The sequence below is a fragment of the Streptomyces sp. NPDC057287 genome, assembly GCF_042667905.1.
Taxonomy (GTDB): Bacteria; Actinomycetota; Actinomycetes; order Streptomycetales; family Streptomycetaceae; genus Streptomyces.
In genome coordinates this window covers 1-15971 of sequence record NZ_JBHUYV010000026.1, presented here as the reverse complement: position 1 = coordinate 15971, position 15971 = coordinate 1, and the positions used below count along the sequence as shown (strand labels likewise).

Below are 15971 nucleotides of genomic sequence, written 5' to 3'. Positions count from 1 at the left end.
GTTGTCCCGGTACCTTGGCCGCGAGGCGCTCATCCACTGACTAGGCGGTGCTCACCGTGTTGCTCGAAGCATTCGGCTCGTTCCTCCAGCTGCTGTACCTGGCCATGCTCGTCCTGGCCGTGGTCGCGCTGGTCTTCGCCGTGACGGCGCGCGAGGACGCCTACCGGGCCGCGGACAAGCAGAAGAAGTCCTTCTGGCTGATCATCCTCGGGGTCACCGTCTTCGTGAACCTCGTCATCCCGATCCTGTTCCTGCAGATCGCGGGTGTGATCGCGTCCATCGTCTTCATGGTGGACGTGAAGCCCGCGCTCAAGGCGGTGTCGGGCGGCGGCGGTGGCCGGCGCGGAGGCTCCAGCAGTGACGGACCGTACGGTCCCTACAACGGCGGGCGCTGAGCGCCCACCGCGGACGCTGCACCGGGGCGGGAGCGCGATGTGCTCCTGCCCTTTCGTCGTATCCAGGCCTCGTCGCGCTCCAGCAGCAGCACTGCCACGTCGTCGGTGAGCTCGCCGCCGTTCAGCTCCTGCACCTGCGTGACCGCGGCCTCCAGCAGCGCCTCGCCGCCGAGCCCCTGGTCCAGGCGGCCGTTGACCATCGCGACCATGCCGTCCTGGCCGAGGCGCTGGGTCCCCTCCCGCCCGACACGGCCCTCGATCAGCCCGTCGGTGTACATCATCAGGCTCCAGGAACCGCCCAGCTCGACCTGGCGGCGCGGCCACCGGGCGTGCGGAAGCAGGCCGAGGGCCGGGCCGCCGTCCTCGTACGGGAGCAGGTGCGCCGCCCGCCCCTGGCGGGCGATGAGCGGCGCGGGGTGACCCGCGATGCACAGGCCCGCGCGGCGGCCGTCGGGGGCGATGTCGACGGTGCAGAGCGTCGCGAAGATCTCCTCGCTCTGCCGTTCGTGCTCCAGGACCTGCTGCAGCGTGGAGAGCAGGGCATCGCCGCAGAGCCCGGCCAGCGTCAGCGCCCGCCAGGCGATGCGCAGCTCGACGCCGAGCGCCGCCTCGTCCGGGCCGTGCCCGCAGACGTCACCGATCATCGCGTGGACCGTGCCGTCGGGCGTGCGGACCGTGTCGTAGAAGTCGCCGCCGAGCAGGGCGCGGCTGCGGCCCGGCCGGTAGTGCGCGGCGAAGGCGAGGTCGGAGCCGTCGAGGAGCGGGGTGGGCAGCAGTCCACGCTCCAGCCGCGCGTTCTCCTGGGCGCGCAGCCGGGACTCGGTCAGCTGGTGCTGGGCGGTGTCCGCCCGCTTGCGCTCCACCGCGTACCGGATGGCGCGGCTGAGGAGGCGGCCGTCGAGCTCGTCGCGGAAGAGATAGTCCTGGGCCCCGACCCGTACGGCCTCGGCGGCCCGCTCGGCGTCGCCCTCCGCGGTGAGGGCGAGCACGGCGTGGCGCGGTGCGATGCGCAGGATGTGCTTGAGCGCGGCGAGCTCGTCCGGGCCGCCCGTCTCCTCGTCACGGACGTCGGAGCGCGCGCCGCCGGGCAGGGGCGCCGCTTCCAGGTCGAGGTCGAGCAGGATGCAGTCGACGTCGTCGGTGAGCAGCCGGCCCGCTTCGGTGAGATTGCGGGCGGTGCGGACGCGGACCCGCGCCCCGGCGGCGGACGACAGCTCGGGGACGGCGAAGGTGCCCGCAGGGTCGTCCTCGATCACCAGGAGTGTGAGGTCGGCGCCATGAGTGGTCTCCGCAGCGGGAACGGCACGTTGCTGCGGTACGGGTACGGGCATCGGTTCGGGTTTCCTTCCCTCCCCCCGAGGGCGCGGCGGGACGACGATCGACGACCCGCCGACGGGGACGATAGCGGTCCACGGCAGGGGAACGGAATGGTGACCGGTGATCTTCCTGTGTCATATGCGCGGCCATAAGCCGCTTCCCGCCACGGATCCGGCGTGATCGTCGCGCATGAAACGGACATGAGGTCATGACAAACATCACGCGCCCGACACGCACCGCACACATCTACCGGCCCGTCCCCGGGCGCGCGGTGCGGCGGGAGTCACCTGCGCCCCGTCACGCGCGCCCCTTTGCGCGTCGAGCCGTTCGCGTGTCGCCCCGTCATCGCGTGTCGCCCCGTCATGTGGAGAGCCGCGCACGCGTCGGTGCCGCACGTCACGCGGCACACCTCGTCCTCCCTGTGTGCCGGCCGGCCGCCCGGTCTCCGGCGCCTACTTGTCCGGCCGGACCACGCCCAGGATCTGCATCGAGCCGGCGCCCGCCAGGGTGACGTTGCGTCCGGGCCGGGGGGCGTGCACGATCGATCCGTCGCCGACGTACATCCCGACGTGGCTGGCGTCGCTGTGGTAGATGATCAGGTCGCCGGGGCGCATGTCCTGGATGGGGACGTGGGGCAGCTGCCTCCACTGCTCCTGCGACGTCCGGGGTATCGGCCTCTTGGCTGCCGCCCATGCCTGCGAGGTCAGCCCCGAGCAGTCGTACGAACCGGGGCCCTCGGCTCCCCAGACGTACGGCTTGCCCATCTGGGCGGTCGCGAAGGCCAGCGCCTGCTTGCCGGCGGCGCTCGCCTCGCGGTTGATGTCCTTGAGGGCGCCGGAGGAGAGCCAGGCGGCCTGTGCCGTGGACGCGGCGTCCTTCTCCAGCTGGAGGAGCCTGGCCTGCTCCTCCTTCGCCAGCTGGGATTCGAGCTTCTCCGCCGTCTCGATCTGCGCGTCGATGCTCTTCTTGGCCTTGGCCTGCTTGACGCGAGTGGCCTCGATCTTCTCCCAGTTGAGGTTCGCGTCCTTGGTGTACGTCTCCAAGTCCTCCTGGGCCTGCTCCAGTTCGGTCAGCATGCCCTTGGTGGCCTGCTGGCCCTGTCTGGCCTGGTTGACGCCGTCCAGGAAGAGGCTCGGGTCGCCGCTCAGGACCAGCTGCGTGCCCGGGGGGAGTCCGCCGCTGCGGTACTGCTCGCGGGCCGCGGCGCCCGCCCTGTCCTTCAGTTCCGCGATCTTCGCCTCGCCGTCGGCGATCGTCTTGGTCAGCCGGACGATCTCGCCGGACTGCTTCTCCGACTGCTCCTCGGCGAGGTTGTACGCGTCGGTGGCCGCCCCGGCCTTGCGGTAGAGGGTGTCGATCTCGTCGCGCACCTCCTCCAGGCTCTTCTTCCCGGTGGAGGCGGGGGCGGTGGCTGTCGGCGTGGGCTCGGGTATCGGGGCGGCCATGGCCTGGACCGGCGCGGTCAGCAGGGCCAGTGCGCAGACCAGGGTGATCGCGGCGCTGGCACAGTGGCGTCGGTTCACAAGCTCCCCCTCCGGGCGAAAGGCAACGAAAGCCATATCGCGCACATGTGACTTACCGTCAGTAACTTTTGTGTGACGACGCGATCGTGCCATGCCGTCCCGTAAAGCAACAGAGGTCCGCGTCACCTGCCCCGTCACACAGGGGGACGAACGGTGATCCGTAGGCGTTCCCGGATCCGGCCGATTTCACCGCCCGTTCCGGACGGCGCCGCTTCTCACCCGCCCGGCCGCAGGGCCGTCCAGCGCACCGTGATCTCGCCCTGCCGCCAGCGGCGTTCGCCGTCCGTCAGCGGCCAGTCGGCGGAGACCGCCCGGGCCGCCGCGATCCAGCGCTGCCGTGCGCCCAGGGACGCGTACGGGGAGGCCGTGGCCCAGGCCCGGTCGAGGTCCCGCAGGAAGGCGTGGACCGGTTCGCCCGGCACGTTGCGGTGGATCAGGGCCTTGGGGAGGCGCTCGGCGAGGTCCGAGGGGCGCTCCAGCGAGCCGAGCCGGGTCGCGAAGGTGACCGTGCGCGGCCCCTCGGGGCCGAGCGCGACCCATACGTGCCTGCGGCCGATCTCGTCGCAGGTGCCTTCGACCAGCAGGCCGTCCGGGGCGAGCCGGGCGCACAGCCGCTGCCAGACCGCGGCGACCTCGCCCTCGTCGTACTGGCGCAGCACGTTCGCGGCCCGGATGAGGGCCGGCCGCCCGGCCAGGGGCACCTCGAAGCCGCCGTGGGCGAAGGTGAGGCCCTCGCGCTCGTAGGGCTGCGCCGCCGCGACCCGGGCCGGGTCGATCTCGATGCCCACGACGGCGGTGCGCGGCTCGGCGGTGCGCAGCCGTTCCAGCAGCTCGACGGCGGTCCAGGGTGCGGCGCCGTAGCCGAGGTCGACCGCGACGGGGGAGTCGCTGCGGCGCAGCGCGGGACCGTGCGTGGCGGCGATCCAGCGGTCCATGCGGCGCAGCCGGTTGGGGTTGGTGGTCCCGCGGGTCGCGGTGCCGATGGGGCGCTGGTGCATGCAAGGGAGCGTATGCGAAGCGCCCGGGGGCACACGCGGAGCAGCGGGGGCCGCCGGGTGCGCTCCGGCACGCCGGGCGGAACGCAATGATTTGGCAAAGTGGAAATGAAAGGCCTGGTTCCGCTGTTCTGGCCCTTCGAGGGGGCCGTGTGCCCCGTACGTGTCATGCCCTGCGCGAGGAGGATCGGACCCGTGAGCCAGTACGTCTCCCGGCTCGGCAGCAGCCGTGCGGCTCCCCGTATCCGCTTCCCGGGCAGCTTCGCAGGGCACCGAAAGCCGCGCCGCGTCGCGATGCTCTCCGTGCACACGTCACCGCTGCACCAGCCCGGCACCGGCGACGCGGGCGGCATGAACGTCTACATCGTGGAGCTCGCGAGGCGCCTCGCCGCGATCGGCATCGAGGTCGAGATCTTCACCCGCGCCACCACCGGCGGACTGCCCCCCACGGTCGAGCTGGCGCCCGGGGTGCTGGTCCGCCACATCGACGCGGGGCCGTACGAGGGCCTGGCCAAGGAGGAGCTGCCCGCTCAGCTCTGTGCCTTCACTCACGGTGTGATGCAGGCCTGGGCGGGTCAGCGCCCCGGCTACTACGACCTGGTCCACTCCCACTACTGGCTCTCCGGGCAGGTCGGTTGGCTGGCCGCCCAGCGGTGGGGCGTGCCCCTCGTCCACGCCATGCACACCATGGCGAAGGTCAAGAACGCCGCGCTCGCCGAGGGCGACACCCCCGAACCCGCCGCCCGTGTCATCGGTGAGACCCAGATCGTGCATGCGTCCGACCGGCTCATCGCGAACACCGCCGGAGAGGCCGACGAACTCATCCGCTTCTACGAGGCGGACCCGGCGTCGGTCGCCGTCGTGCACCCCGGCGTCAATCTGGAACGCTTCCGCCCCGGAGACGGCCGCGCGGCCGCCCGGGCCCGCCTCGGCCTGCCGCAGGACGCGCTGATCCCGCTGTTCGCCGGCCGCATCCAGCCGCTCAAGGCTCCGGACGTGCTGCTGCGTGCGGTCGCCGTCCTGATGGAGCGGGACCCCTCGCTGCGCTCGCGCATCCTCGTTCCCGTCGTCGGCGGCCCCAGCGGCAGCGGGCTCGCCAAGCCGGAAGGCCTGCAGAAGCTGGCCGCGCGCCTGGGCATCGCCGACGTCGTACGGTTCCACCCGCCGGTCGGGCAGGACCAGCTCGCCGACTGGTTCCGGGCGGCGTCCGTGCTGGTCATGCCCTCGTACAGCGAGTCCTTCGGCCTTGTCGCCATCGAGGCGCAGGCGGCCGGCACGCCCGTGGTCGCGGCGGAGGTGGGCGGTCTCCCCGTCGCGGTGCGGGACGGTGTCAGCGGCTTCCTCATCCCCGGCCATGAACCGGAGGCCTACGCACAGGCACTCGGCCAGTTCGCGGACGATCCGGAGCTGGCCGTCCGGATGGGGGAGGCGGCCGCCGCGCACGCCCAGTCGTTCGGCTGGGACACGGCGGCGTCGGCCACCGCCGATGTGTACACGGCGGCGATGCACGACCACCGGCGCCGCGCCCGCTCGCACCACGGCTGAGGGTTTCCCCGGCCCCCGCACCCTCGCCGCGGGTCCGCGTGCACCCCTTGTCGTACGCTCGCACCATGGCTGACGTATCCGAGGAAGCAGCAGCGGCGCAGGTCATCGAGGCGACGCTGAACGACGCGGAGCTCGAATGGGAGAGCCCCGAGTCCGGCACCTACGTCGTGAAGCTGCCCGGCACGCGCAAGCTGTCCACGACCTGCTCCCTGCTCGTCGGGCAGCACTCCCTCTCCCTCAACGCGTTCGTCATCCGCCACCCGGACGAGAACGACGCGGCTGTCCACCGCTGGCTGCTGGAGCACAACCTCCGTCTCTTCGGGGTGAGTTACGCCATCGACCAGCTCGGCGACATCTACCTCGTCGGCAGGCTGCCGCTCTCGGTCGTCACGCCCGAGGAGCTCGACCGGCTGCTGGGCGCGGTCCTGGAGGCGGCGGACGGTGCGTTCAACCCGCTGCTCGAACTGGGTTTCGCGAGCGCGATCCGCAAGGAGTACGCCTGGCGGGTGGAGCGGGGCGAGTCCACGCGCAATCTGGACGCCTTCACCCACCTGACGAAGCGTCCCTCCTGAGGCCGGAACCCGGTGCCGCGGCCAGCTCGTCCAGTGCCGTGACGAGCCGCGGCGCCACCTCCTTCCAGGTCAGGGCCAGCGCGTCGGCCCCCGCTCCCCGGGGCACCGTCTCGGTGAGCATGATCAGGTAGAGGTAGCTCCGGTAGAGGTTGAGCCGAATCCGCACGGACGGGGTGAACGCGATCGGTTCGCCCGCCGCTGACGCGTATCCGGCGAGGAAGTCCGGGTCCGCCTCCGGGTCGCCGAAGAGGTTCGTGGAGACGAGGTCGGCGACCGGATCGCCCCAGAACATCCGCTCGCCGTCGATGATCCCGCCGATGCGCCGCCCGCCCGGCTCCCCGGCCACCAGCAGATTCCCCTCCCACAGGTCGAAGTGGACCAGTGCGGGCCGGGTCACCTCGCCCAGTACGTCCGACGCCCCGCCGAGCACGTCGCGGATCTCGCCCACAGGGCGTGGCAGCCTCGCCCCGTACGCCTCCGCGTCGGCGAGCACGGCATCCGTCATCGCGGTGAACGCCTCGCGCCAGGTCGCCGAGAGCGGTCCGAAGGGCGCGCCCGGGTACCCGAACCCGGCAGGGCCCGTGACGCTGTGCAGCCGCCCGACGATCCTCCCGAACTCGCCCCGCAGAGCGCGTTTCTCGCCGGCCGTCAGGTCACCGGCGACGGCGCTCCAGGGCTGCCCGGGGCTCGTGGTCATGACGACGTACGCTCCGGCCGGTGCCCCCGGGTCGAGCTCGCTGTGCACGACCCGCGGGATCACGGCGCCGCCGGCCGCCGCCGCGGCGCCGTAGAAGGTGACCTCGTTGACGAGCAGGCGCAGTTCGTAGCTCATGCCCGTGGAGTGCGCCGGTGGGATCTTCACCACCCAGTCCCTGCCGTCACCGAAGGTCACGCGGGTGACGGTGTTGTACGTGCCCCCGGCGAGCGGCTCGCGGGAGTCCGGCTCGTGGGCACCGATGGCGTCCAGTACGGCTGTTGTCGCGTCGACGGACACGGGCGGGCTCCCATGGCTCGGCTGCGGATCCGGCCGCCCCACAGGAGCTTCACAGGGTGATCACAGAGGAGTCACGATCACATACCGTGACCACGCGGGACGATCATCGGACAGGTGTCCGATCGTAGAGTGTGTCCACTGCGACAGCCCTCCCTCGCCGGCCCTGAATCACGCGCCGGTGGAGGGCCGTTGCTCCCTCGGACCGAGAGATGAACGAACCATGCGCGCCACCGCCGTACGCCGTACCGCCCTCGCCGCTGCCGTGGCGTCCCTGACGCTTCTCGCCACCGCCTGCGGCGGCTCCGACTCCGATGCCAAGGGCGACGGCGCCGCCTCGGGTGCGAAGGACGACGCCTCCGCCAAGCCCGCGGCGGTCAAGGCGCTGTCCTCGGCCGAGCTGGAGAAGGTGTCGCTGGAGCAGGGCGACGTCGCGGGCCACAAGATCTCGAAGACCGGCCCCGAGGACATCGCGCAGCCCGGGGACGTCACCGTGGACAAGAAGGAGTGCGAGCCCATCGGCTTCGCCTTCTACGGGGTGAAGCGGGGGACCCCGGTGGGGAACGCCGGGCGCAAGGTCGTCGAGGAGCCCAAGAAGGACGAGTCGGCCGACCCCGAGGACGCCCTCGCCAGCATGTTCGACATGACGTCGTCGCTGGTCACCCTGGCCTCCTACGACGGCGACGGCGCGGCGAAGAGCATGGCGGAACTGCGTGACTCCGCGGCGAAGTGCGCGACCGGCGGGTTCACCCTGTCCATGAAGGGCTCGAAGCAGAAGGTCACCAAGCTCACCGAGGAGAAGGCCACGGGCGGGGAAGAGGCCCTCGCCTGGCGGGTCCAGATGGGCGAGGGCGACGAGGTCGCCCCCTTCAAGCTCGTGAGCGTGCGTCAGGGCGGCACCATCGCCACGTTCTTCTCCTTCAACCTCGCCAAGACGGGTGCGGACGCCGACTTCGAGCGGCCGACGGCGGTCATCGACGCGCAGGTCGCGAAGCTCGGCTGATCCGGATGCGGCGAGGGGGCGGGGGCGGGCTGGACGGCTCCCGCCCTTTCGCCGTACGGGGGCGGGCGAGGACCACGGCGGCGACGACCGCCAGCGCGCCGGAGAGCTGGGCCGGTGACAGGGTCTCGTCCAGGACGAGATAGCCCAGCGCCATCGCGGCGAGCGGTGAGGCGAAACCCAGGACGGACACGGTCAGCGCGGGCAGCCGCTCCACGCCGCGGAACCACACCGCGTAGGCCAGCAGGGCGCCGACGAGCCCGAGGTAGGCGAAGCCCGCGAGGTTACGGCCGTCGACCGAGTCGGGCAGGCCCTCACCGAGCAGGGTGGCGGGCAGCAGGATGATCCCGCCGAAGCTCAGCTGCCAGCCCGTGAACGTCAGGACGCCCACCCCGGCCGGGCGTCCCCAGCGCTTGGTCAGCACGATGCCGGTCGCCATGCTCACCGCGCCCAGGAGTCCGGCGCCCACGCCCACCGCGTCCAGCCCCGCACGGGGCGTCAGGGCCAGCAGGCCGACACCCGCGATCCCCAGCGCGCAGGCCGCGGCGTGCGTCGCCGTGATCCGCTCCTTGAGCAGCACCGCCGACAGGGCGAGGACGACGGTCGGCTGCACGGCCATGACCAGGGCGGCCACTCCGCCGGGCAGGTGGTAGGCGGCGACGAAGAGCAGGTAGAGGAAGGCACCGATGTTCAGGGTGCCGAGTACGGCGGCGCGCCACCACCAGCTGCCACGCGGCAGCGTCCGGCCGATGGCGAGGAGGATCAGGCCCGCCGGCAGGGCGCGGGCGGTCGCGGCCAGCAGGGGCCGGTCCGGCGGCAGGAATTCGGTGGTGACGAGATAGGTGGAGCCCCAGACCAGCGGGGCGAGGACGGTGATCGCGGAGTCGGCGGCGGGCCCGTTCGCCTTCGTCTTCACCGGATACCGCCTTCCTGGTGTCCCTCGTGCGCGTCCTGTGGCTCGTGGCCCTTGTGCGGCGCGTGGCTCTCGTGGTCCTTGTATGGCCCGTGGCTCTCGTGGTCCTCGTGGTCCTCGTGTCCGAACTGGCCGGTGAAGGCCTGTCGGGACCGTGGCCGTCGGCCCGGGTGCGCGCGCGTCTCCGCGGGCATGCCCACCGGCAGCAGCATCGCGATGTGCAGGTCGTCCCGGTCCCCGACGCCGATTACCCGCTTCACCTGCTGCTCGTCCCAGCCGTTCATCGGGGACGTGGCCAGCCCCATGGAGGTCGCGGCGAGCATGGCGTAGGTCGCGGCGATCACCGCGTCCTTGACGGCGTACTCCCGCAGCAGCCCCCGCTGCTCGAGGTCCCGCTGGAATTCCTGGGTGGCCTCGGAGAACCCGCTGACGAACCGCTCGTTCCATGCACCGTCGCGCAGGGCCCGTTCGTAGATGTCGCTCAGATCCTCGCGCCAGGCCTGGCTTCCGGCCACGAACACCAGGGTGAGCGGCGCCTCCTGGGGGTGTGGCTGGCCCCCGGTGGCCCGGGTGAGGGCGGCCCGTCCCTCGTCGTCCGAGACGACCACGACGAAGCGCGCCTGGACGTTCCAGCTTGAGGGGGCCTCCAGCGCCAGGTCCAGGAGTTCGGTCAGGAGGCGGTCGGGCACCGGGTCGGGGAGATAGTGGCGGATGCTGCGGCGCGCACGGATCGCCTGCGGCACGGTCAGGAGGTCTAAGGCCTGCGTCATGGCTGGACCGTAGCGTTTTTGCTTAGCGCTAAGCAAGTAGGTATCTCAACTCTAAGATAAAGATATGCTGTTTCCCATGAGCGACCATGTGGACCGCGTGCTTGCGCAGTGGGCGGAACAGCGCCCCGGACTGGACACCTCGTCGATGGGCCTGATCGGGCGCATCAAGCGGCTGTCCCGGATCGTCGAGGCGGAACAGCGGGCCGTCTTCGGTGGGCACGATCTCGACCCCGCGGCGTTCGACGTCCTGGCCACGTTGCGGCGCAGTCCGGCTCCGCACCGCCTGACCCCCGCGGAGCTGATGCGGTCCGCCATGGTCACGTCCGGCGCGATCACCCAGAGGCTCGACCGGCTGGAGGAGCGGGAGCTCGTCGTGCGCAGCCGCCGGCCGGAGGACGGCCGAAGCGTGCACGTCTCGCTCACGGCGGCAGGCAGGGAGCTGATCGACCGGGCGCTGGTGGACCATGTGGAGAACCAGAACCGCCTGCTGTCGGGCCTCACCGAGGAGAAGCGCGAACGCATCGCGGACGACCTGCGGGACCTGCTGGAATCCCTCGGCGACACGGACCGCCAGGTCAGGCTGGGGTGAGGAGCCCGAGGCCCGGGGCAGGGCCGAGCCTCACGGCAGCGGTACGAGCCTCACGACGGTGACCGTCAGCACGGTTCCCGAGACGTAGTAGAGGACGATGGCGCCGGACACCGTCGCCTCGCGCCGGTCGCGTTCGCGCTTCACGGCGGTCGAGGCGTGTCCGTACGGGTCGAGGCCGAGGGTGCGCGCCATCTCGTCCCGGAACGAGTCGCCGTCGCGCATCTTGGCCAGGGTGTCGTCGGCGGGCGGGGCGAAGGAGATGCGGAAGCTCAAGCGACCTTCCGCCTCTCGGCCTCGTCCTGCGCCAGCCGGACCAGGATCCGCTCGGCCTCGGGATCGGGCACGGACTCGAGCATCCAGTGGCGCATCACGGCCTGGATCTCGTGCACCCCGGCGTCGTTGATCGCGTGGTCGAACTCCTCGCGTCTCCCCTCGGGAAGCGCGGCGCGGATCGCCGGAATGCTGTTGGGCACCTCGACCTCGGTGCCACCGACGAAGGTCTTCAGAGACTCGCCCATGATCGCTCTCCCCGATCTCCTTGCTCTCCGCGCCCTGTCCGTCCCGCGGCCCGAGGGTGCGTGTGTACCTGGGTAACGGGCGGACGTGGAGGTCAGGTTAGCGGGTGCCGCGCCGGATGAGCGGGCCCCTCCCGGCACGGCACGGCCCTAAGACGTCCGGCCATGCCGTCCGTCGGTACCGCAGCGTTCCCCGGATCTCGTAACAAGAGGCTGACCCAACCTTGTTGGCCTCGACGGCGCAATCGGGTCCGCCTCCCCGGTGCGCAGGGCTCCGTAACCGGATGCCACGCCCGGCCCTTGAGAGTGGGCCGGGCAGGAGAGGCTTGCGCGCCTACGCGACGGGCTGGCCGATGCCGAGCATGTTCCCCTCGCTGTCGCGGAACCAGGCGCCGCGTTCACCGCCGGCACCCTTGCCCGGGTAGTTCCCCTCGATCTCGGCGATGCCACCCCGGGTGCAGAGCCCCGGCAGCTCGACCTGCTCGAACTCCACGCCTCGCCCACGGAGTTCAGCGACGACCGCCTCGATGTCGTCGACGGTCCACCCCATCTGGGTGAAGGCGCCCGACGAGGTTCCCGCCGACTCGAAGAGGGCGAACTCCGACTGCCCGCACCGGTACAGCAACCCGCCCGGCCGTTCGTCGACGGGCTCCAGACCGAGCTTCTCGGAGTAGAACCGCCGGGCCCGCTCCAGGTCCTGGGCCGGCAAGCGGGTGGCGGCGCCGCGCGCCCCGGCCAGGGTCTTCCTGTCGTCTGCGTCCATGCGCCCACTGTGCCGCGCACGGCGGCCGATGACAGGGAGGATGCGAAGGCGATTCGCGCGCCGGTGGGACCGCCCGCCGACCACCGGAGAGAGCCGACACGGAGGTGTCCCTGTGCACAATGCCCCGTACATCCGTTTCCAGGGAACGGTACGACATCCGCGTGGTCATTTCCCCGGGGTCTTCGTGCTCACCAACGAGCTGGCGCGCGACGGCCGGCTGACCGAGGAGCAGCACCGGTTCTGGCGTGCCGCCAACGACTGGTACGACGCCAACTACCCCAACCCCACCCACGTCGACCCGGAGGTCTACGACCGCGAGATCCATCCGGGTGCCGTGGCCTGGTTCAAGTCCACGGCGCACGAACTCGTCGAGCGTGTGGGCGGCTACCTGGAGATCCTCGCCGCGCACGGTGTCGACTGCAGGCGCCTGGAGTCGTCGAGCCCCGGGAGGATCATCTACGAGGACGCGTACCAGGTCGTCGTGATGCCGACAGGGGACCCGGCCGGTGAATCGGGCGCGTCCAGCCGGACGTAAGGCTCCGGGCTCTCCGGCTGTGAAGCGCCCAGGAGCACCGGTCGCCGGTGCTCAGGGGCGGTACGCGGCTGTCGCGGCCTCGACGAAGGACCGGATCAACGGGTTGGCGCTGCCTTCGTTCCACACCGCCACCACCGGGCTCGGCGGCATGTCGATCAGCGGTACCACGGCCAGCTCCGCAGGCAGGTCGTGCCCGAGCGGGGCCAGGCCGACCGTGCCGTTCCACAGCACGGCCTGCAGGCACTCCTGGACGGCGCGCACCACCGGGCCCTCGCGCGGCCTGCCGCCGTTCCAGTACGACTGCCAGACGGGGTCGGTGCCTTCCGGGAACTGGAACCAGCGGCGGTCATCCAGCTCGGCCAGCCGCAGCCGGTCGCGGCCGGCCAGCGGATCGTCGGCGCGCAGGACCACACCGACCTGATCGGTCCGCAGCACATGCGTCGTCAGGGCGGTCTCGTCGAACGGCGCCCGAGTCAGGGCGACATCGACCTGTCCGGCGCGCAGTCCGCACGTCGGGTCGGTCAGATCGGTGTCGCGGATGCGGATGTCGATGCCGGGGTGGCTGCGGCGGTAGGCGGCGGCCAGCCTGGCCACTCCCGGGTCCGTGCCGTCGCCCAGGATGCCGACGGTGATGACCGCGAGGCCGGCCGCCGCGCTCACGCGTACGCCGACGCGGTCGGCATGGTCGAGCAGGGCCCGCGCCTCGTCGAGCAGCACCGAGCCCACCGGAGTGAGCGCGACTCCCGCAGGCGAGCGGGCGAACAGCAGGGCCCCGACCTCGGCCTCGAGCCGCTTGATCGCCCGGCTCAGCGGTGGCTGGCTCATGTGCAGTCGGGTGGCGGCGCGGCCGAAGTGGAGTTCCTCGGCGACCGCCACGAAGTAGCGCAGGGTACGTAGCTCCACGGTGCAACGATACCCACGAGGTATCGGCACCGCGGAACAGGTCTTGGACATGGGCGGGGCTCCGGCGGTGCACTCGTGAGCATGACCGAAGAAGCAGCCAAGGCCGGCACCGTGTCGGTGGTGGGTCCCGGCGGCGGCGAGACGATCGTCCTGGGCACCACGCGCATGCGCGTCCTGGAGGACGGCAGCCACACCGGGCACCGCCTCGCGATCGCCGAGTCCGTCCTCGCCCCGCACACCCAAGGACCGCCGCAGCACCGCCACGGACTGCACGACGAGGGCTTCTACATCCTCTCCGGCACCGTGCGGTTCACCGTCGGCGACGAGGACCACGACGCCACCGCGGGCACGCTCGTGATGGTTCCGCCCGGCACCCCTCACACCTTCGCCAACCCGACCGGCCAACCCGCCGTCATGCTCAGCACGTTCACCCCGGACCTGTACGTGCAGTACTTCCGGGACCTCCAGGACGTGCTCGCCGCAGGCCGGCCGCTGACGCCACAGGCCAACATCGAAGCGATGAGCCGCTACGCCACCGAGCCCGCCAGCCATCCCGCCTGACCGGGCGGACGTCCCGGCCACCCTCCCTGGCACGGCGGGACCGTTGCGCTCTCCACGCTTACGCGCCCGGACCCGCTCGGACCACGGACCGAACCTCTCCATCTCCGACCTCCAGCCATTTCCCCGGCAATCGACGCTGTCGGACGCAATCGACGGGTCCTGCGAACCGGCGGCCCATGAACGGAAACCATGAACATCGCCTATTGGATCGTCGCGGGACTGCTCGCCCTCTTCTACGTCTACGCAGGCACGCTGAAGGTGATCCGCAGCCGCGACCAGCTCAGGCCGATGATGGCGTGGGTCGACCGCATGCCCCTGCCCGCCCTCAGGGCGCTGGGTGCGGTCGAAATACTCGGCGCGGCCGGCCTGGTCCTGCCGCCGCTGACGGGCATCGCCGTGCCGCTGGCGTCGGCCGCGGCCATCGGCTTCGTACTGCTGCAGGCCGGCGCGATCGCTGTCCACCTGACCGGCGAGGACCGCCGGATCACCCTCAACGTCGGACTCATCGCCACCGCAGCCGTGACCCTCTGGCTGGCCACGGCGCAGTGACCGAGCGCACCACCGACTCGCGGAGGCCGCGCACGGCCGACGGTCCGGCGCAGAGAAGAGCCGTCTGCCGACCGGGGCCTCCACGAGAGGAGGGGGAGTCCGGCAGGATGCTCCGAGCTGGTCACTTCGGGAGGGGATCCATGGACACGATGGACGGCGCAATCAATCTGATTCACCTGGCCGACCGGCCTGGCACCAACGGACAGAGCATCTCCGTGCGCATCCTGGGTCGCTATCAACCGGGAATTCTGACCGGCCACGACTTCCTCGACTGCGAGATCGTCATCAAGGCGGAATCCGTCACCGGCAGCTTCGCGGTGACCCTTCTCCCTGAGGACCTGCAGGATTGGGAGAACGCCTTGGCAACCCTGGAGTCCGGCCGGTCCGCCATGTGGCTCTCATCAGGGCGGACTCCTTCGATGAAGTTCACGCCTGACGAGGGCGGCGGGCTCTGGGCATCCGTGCACGACGAGCCGGCGTCAGGAGTCACCGTCACAGTCCCGTTGTTCGTGCCGCCGAAATGGGTCACCGAGCAGCGCAATCTGCTCGCCCAGGCCCGCGAGGCCTACCCCCGCGAGGTCGTCGAGACCTCACCCGGCGCCTACGAGTGGCGGCGCGCCCGCAAGGTCTGACTGCCCGACCGGGCAACTGACCCAGCACATACGCCAACTGACCATGCAGGACACGGTCCGAGCCGGTCGTCCCGGAGAGGGCCGACTCCTGATGGAGGCGAACGCCCCTACAGCGCGAGCTTGAACCCTTCGTGGCTGCGTGCGAAACCCAGTGCCCCATAGAAGCGGTGTGCGTCCTCACGCTGCTTGTTGCTGGTCAGCTGAACCAGTACGCAGCCGCGCGAGCGTGCCCTCGTGATCGTGTGTGCCATCAAGGTCCGGCCGAGCCCGTCCCCACGCAGGTCCGCGCGGATCCTCACCGCCTCGACCAGGGCGCGCTCGGCACCGCCCTTGCCAAGGCCCGGGATATAGGTTGCCTGCAGGCAACCCACCACCGTGCCGGCGCCGTTCACCAGGACCAGCATTTCGTTGCGCGGGTCCGTGTCGATCGCCACGAAGGCGCGCTCATACGCCTCCGTCACCACAACCGTCGCCGGGTCCACCACCTGCTCCTCGTCAGCGAGCAGGGCCAGCACCGCAGGCAGGTCGGCACGGGTCGCGGGGCGCAAGGTGTGAGCAGACGCGGACTCAGTGACAGCAGACATGACCCAGACCCTAACCGGCCCCTCATGGGGGGACTCCAGCCCCCATCCCGTGGCCACGACTCCGTACAGGCCCTGGGGTGTACCGGTGCCGCCGCCATCAGCAACCGGATGCGGTCCCACATCACATCGGTGATCACTGATCGGGCGGGCCACACGGACCGGCGCACCAAGAAGCCCCCCACCACGCGGAGAACCCGCAGGTGGGGGGCTTTTTCAGCTCTGCTTACTTCTTCTTGCCCTGGGTCTTGCTGCCGATCTCGAGGACCAGCGTTTCTGCAGGTCCAGGTGGTTGTGGCCTCCTGCGGTGTCGTCGTCATTG

The 15971-nt window shown here is 71.1% G+C and carries 20 protein-coding genes; 9 read left to right on the top strand and 11 right to left on the bottom strand.

The window, feature by feature from the left end; genetic code table 11:
* The first annotated feature begins 56 nt into the window (after window positions 1-56).
* Window positions 57-395 (top strand): DUF2516 family protein, encoded by a 339-nt coding sequence (locus ACFUNE_RS34525; RefSeq protein ID WP_383576376.1) that lies wholly within the window; start codon window positions 57-59, stop codon window positions 393-395.
* On the opposite strand, the gene ACFUNE_RS34520 is transcribed toward ACFUNE_RS34525, so the two are convergent.
* The 3 genes from ACFUNE_RS34520 to ACFUNE_RS34510 form a co-directional block, all read right to left on the bottom strand.
* The gene (locus tag ACFUNE_RS34520) at window positions 377-1726 is read right to left on the bottom strand and encodes a PP2C family protein-serine/threonine phosphatase (RefSeq protein WP_383576374.1); all 1350 of its coding nucleotides are present in this window, start codon (window positions 1724-1726) and stop codon (window positions 377-379) included. The genes ACFUNE_RS34525 and ACFUNE_RS34520 overlap by 19 nt on opposite strands.
* Before the next feature lie 438 nt (window positions 1727-2164).
* Entirely contained in the window at window positions 2165-3235 is a 1071-nt protein-coding gene (locus tag ACFUNE_RS34515) for an NlpC/P60 family protein (protein ID WP_383576371.1), read from the bottom strand.
* Between the two features lie 215 nt (window positions 3236-3450).
* Window positions 3451-4233, bottom strand: coding sequence for a class I SAM-dependent methyltransferase (locus ACFUNE_RS34510; protein WP_383576369.1), 783 nt, complete (start codon window positions 4231-4233; stop codon window positions 3451-3453).
* 192 nt (window positions 4234-4425) lie between these two features.
* Here ACFUNE_RS34510 and mshA point away from each other — a divergent pair, with 192 nt between their 5' ends.
* Window positions 4426-5775 carry a D-inositol-3-phosphate glycosyltransferase gene (gene mshA, locus ACFUNE_RS34505; RefSeq protein ID WP_383576367.1) on the top strand — a complete coding sequence of 450 codons (1350 nt, stop codon included), beginning with the start codon at window positions 4426-4428 and terminating at the stop codon, window positions 5773-5775.
* A 65-nt stretch (window positions 5776-5840) separates the two neighbouring features.
* The gene (locus tag ACFUNE_RS34500; RefSeq protein WP_383576366.1) at window positions 5841-6347 is read left to right on the top strand and encodes a YbjN domain-containing protein; all 507 of its coding nucleotides are present in this window, start codon (window positions 5841-5843) and stop codon (window positions 6345-6347) included.
* Here the strand turns inward: ACFUNE_RS34500 and ACFUNE_RS34495 are convergent.
* Window positions 6319-7341, bottom strand: a complete 1023-nt coding sequence (locus ACFUNE_RS34495; RefSeq protein ID WP_383576364.1) for a phosphotransferase family protein — start codon at window positions 7339-7341, stop codon at window positions 6319-6321. The genes ACFUNE_RS34500 and ACFUNE_RS34495 overlap by 29 nt on opposite strands.
* 220 nt (window positions 7342-7561) lie before the next feature.
* Between ACFUNE_RS34495 and ACFUNE_RS34490 the strand changes: the two genes are divergently transcribed.
* Entirely contained in the window at window positions 7562-8341 is a 780-nt protein-coding gene (locus ACFUNE_RS34490; protein WP_383576362.1) for a hypothetical protein, read from the top strand.
* Here ACFUNE_RS34490 and ACFUNE_RS34485 read toward each other — a convergent pair.
* Window positions 8310-9254, bottom strand: a complete 945-nt coding sequence (locus ACFUNE_RS34485) for an EamA family transporter (RefSeq protein ID WP_383576359.1) — start codon at window positions 9252-9254, stop codon at window positions 8310-8312. The two genes, ACFUNE_RS34490 and ACFUNE_RS34485, sit on opposite strands and share 32 nt — an antisense overlap.
* Complete coding sequence (locus ACFUNE_RS34480) at window positions 9251-10021, bottom strand: nitroreductase family protein (protein ID WP_383576357.1); 771 nt, start codon at window positions 10019-10021, stop codon at window positions 9251-9253. The genes ACFUNE_RS34485 and ACFUNE_RS34480 overlap by 4 nt, the downstream gene beginning before the upstream one ends.
* Before the next feature lie 76 nt (window positions 10022-10097).
* On the opposite strand from ACFUNE_RS34480, the gene ACFUNE_RS34475 reads away from it, so the two are divergent.
* Window positions 10098-10610 carry a MarR family winged helix-turn-helix transcriptional regulator gene (locus tag ACFUNE_RS34475; protein ID WP_376368798.1) on the top strand — a complete coding sequence of 171 codons (513 nt, stop codon included), beginning with the start codon at window positions 10098-10100 and terminating at the stop codon, window positions 10608-10610.
* A 30-nt stretch (window positions 10611-10640) separates the two neighbouring features.
* Here the strand turns inward: ACFUNE_RS34475 and ACFUNE_RS34470 are convergent, their stop codons facing one another.
* From ACFUNE_RS34470 to ACFUNE_RS34460, 3 genes are all read right to left on the bottom strand, one after another.
* The gene (locus tag ACFUNE_RS34470; RefSeq protein ID WP_329231287.1) at window positions 10641-10883 is read right to left on the bottom strand and encodes a hypothetical protein; all 243 of its coding nucleotides are present in this window, start codon (window positions 10881-10883) and stop codon (window positions 10641-10643) included.
* Window positions 10880-11128: a hypothetical protein gene (locus ACFUNE_RS34465; protein WP_383576354.1), complete on the bottom strand. Its 249-nt coding sequence runs from the start codon at window positions 11126-11128 to the stop codon at window positions 10880-10882. Before ACFUNE_RS34465 ends, ACFUNE_RS34470 begins: the two co-directional genes overlap by 4 nt.
* Window positions 11129-11459: 331 nt before the next feature.
* Window positions 11460-11888 (bottom strand): VOC family protein, encoded by a 429-nt coding sequence (locus ACFUNE_RS34460; protein ID WP_383576353.1) that lies wholly within the window; start codon window positions 11886-11888, stop codon window positions 11460-11462.
* A 112-nt stretch (window positions 11889-12000) separates the two neighbouring features.
* Between ACFUNE_RS34460 and ACFUNE_RS34455 the strand changes: the two genes are divergently transcribed.
* A complete protein-coding gene (locus ACFUNE_RS34455; protein WP_383576351.1) occupies window positions 12001-12423 on the top strand; it encodes a hypothetical protein in 423 nt (140 codons plus the stop codon).
* A 51-nt stretch (window positions 12424-12474) separates the two neighbouring features.
* Here the strand turns inward: ACFUNE_RS34455 and ACFUNE_RS34450 are convergent, their stop codons facing one another.
* Window positions 12475-13311 carry a LysR family transcriptional regulator gene (locus ACFUNE_RS34450; RefSeq protein WP_383576556.1) on the bottom strand — a complete coding sequence of 279 codons (837 nt, stop codon included), beginning with the start codon at window positions 13309-13311 and terminating at the stop codon, window positions 12475-12477.
* Between the two features lie 96 nt (window positions 13312-13407).
* Here ACFUNE_RS34450 and ACFUNE_RS34445 point away from each other — a divergent pair, with 96 nt between their 5' ends.
* From ACFUNE_RS34445 to ACFUNE_RS34435, 3 genes are all read left to right on the top strand, one after another.
* Window positions 13408-13887, top strand: coding sequence for a cupin domain-containing protein (locus ACFUNE_RS34445; protein ID WP_383576349.1), 480 nt, complete (start codon window positions 13408-13410; stop codon window positions 13885-13887).
* 189 nt (window positions 13888-14076) lie between these two features.
* On the top strand, window positions 14077-14436 hold the full coding sequence (locus ACFUNE_RS34440) for a DoxX family protein (RefSeq protein ID WP_383576346.1): 360 nt from the start codon (window positions 14077-14079) through the stop codon (window positions 14434-14436).
* Window positions 14437-14576: 140 nt separating this feature from the next.
* Entirely contained in the window at window positions 14577-15068 is a 492-nt protein-coding gene (locus ACFUNE_RS34435) for a DUF5959 family protein (protein ID WP_383576342.1), read from the top strand.
* Window positions 15069-15175: 107 nt separating this feature from the next.
* On the opposite strand, the gene ACFUNE_RS34430 is transcribed toward ACFUNE_RS34435, so the two are convergent.
* Window positions 15176-15652, bottom strand: a complete 477-nt coding sequence (locus tag ACFUNE_RS34430) for a GNAT family N-acetyltransferase (RefSeq protein ID WP_383576340.1) — start codon at window positions 15650-15652, stop codon at window positions 15176-15178.
* Window positions 15653-15971: the final 319 nt, after the last annotated feature.

Coding starts and splice junctions, on each gene's coding strand:
- ACFUNE_RS34520 (WP_383576374.1), bottom strand. CDS start 1,726: ATGCCCGTACCCGTACCGCAGCAACGTGCCGTTCCCGCTGCGGAGACC.
- ACFUNE_RS34510 (WP_383576369.1), bottom strand. CDS start 4,233: ATGCACCAGCGCCCCATCGGCACCGCGACCCGCGGGACCACCAACCCC.
- ACFUNE_RS34500 (WP_383576366.1), top strand. CDS start 5,841: ATGGCTGACGTATCCGAGGAAGCAGCAGCGGCGCAGGTCATCGAGGCG.
- ACFUNE_RS34490 (WP_383576362.1), top strand. CDS start 7,562: ATGCGCGCCACCGCCGTACGCCGTACCGCCCTCGCCGCTGCCGTGGCG.
- ACFUNE_RS34480 (WP_383576357.1), bottom strand. CDS start 10,021: ATGACGCAGGCCTTAGACCTCCTGACCGTGCCGCAGGCGATCCGTGCG.
- ACFUNE_RS34475 (WP_376368798.1), top strand. CDS start 10,098: ATGAGCGACCATGTGGACCGCGTGCTTGCGCAGTGGGCGGAACAGCGC.
- ACFUNE_RS34465 (WP_383576354.1), bottom strand. CDS start 11,128: ATGGGCGAGTCTCTGAAGACCTTCGTCGGTGGCACCGAGGTCGAGGTG.
- ACFUNE_RS34460 (WP_383576353.1), bottom strand. CDS start 11,888: ATGGACGCAGACGACAGGAAGACCCTGGCCGGGGCGCGCGGCGCCGCC.
- ACFUNE_RS34445 (WP_383576349.1), top strand. CDS start 13,408: ATGACCGAAGAAGCAGCCAAGGCCGGCACCGTGTCGGTGGTGGGTCCC.
- ACFUNE_RS34440 (WP_383576346.1), top strand. CDS start 14,077: ATGAACATCGCCTATTGGATCGTCGCGGGACTGCTCGCCCTCTTCTAC.
- ACFUNE_RS34435 (WP_383576342.1), top strand. CDS start 14,577: ATGGACACGATGGACGGCGCAATCAATCTGATTCACCTGGCCGACCGG.
- ACFUNE_RS34430 (WP_383576340.1), bottom strand. CDS start 15,652: ATGTCTGCTGTCACTGAGTCCGCGTCTGCTCACACCTTGCGCCCCGCG.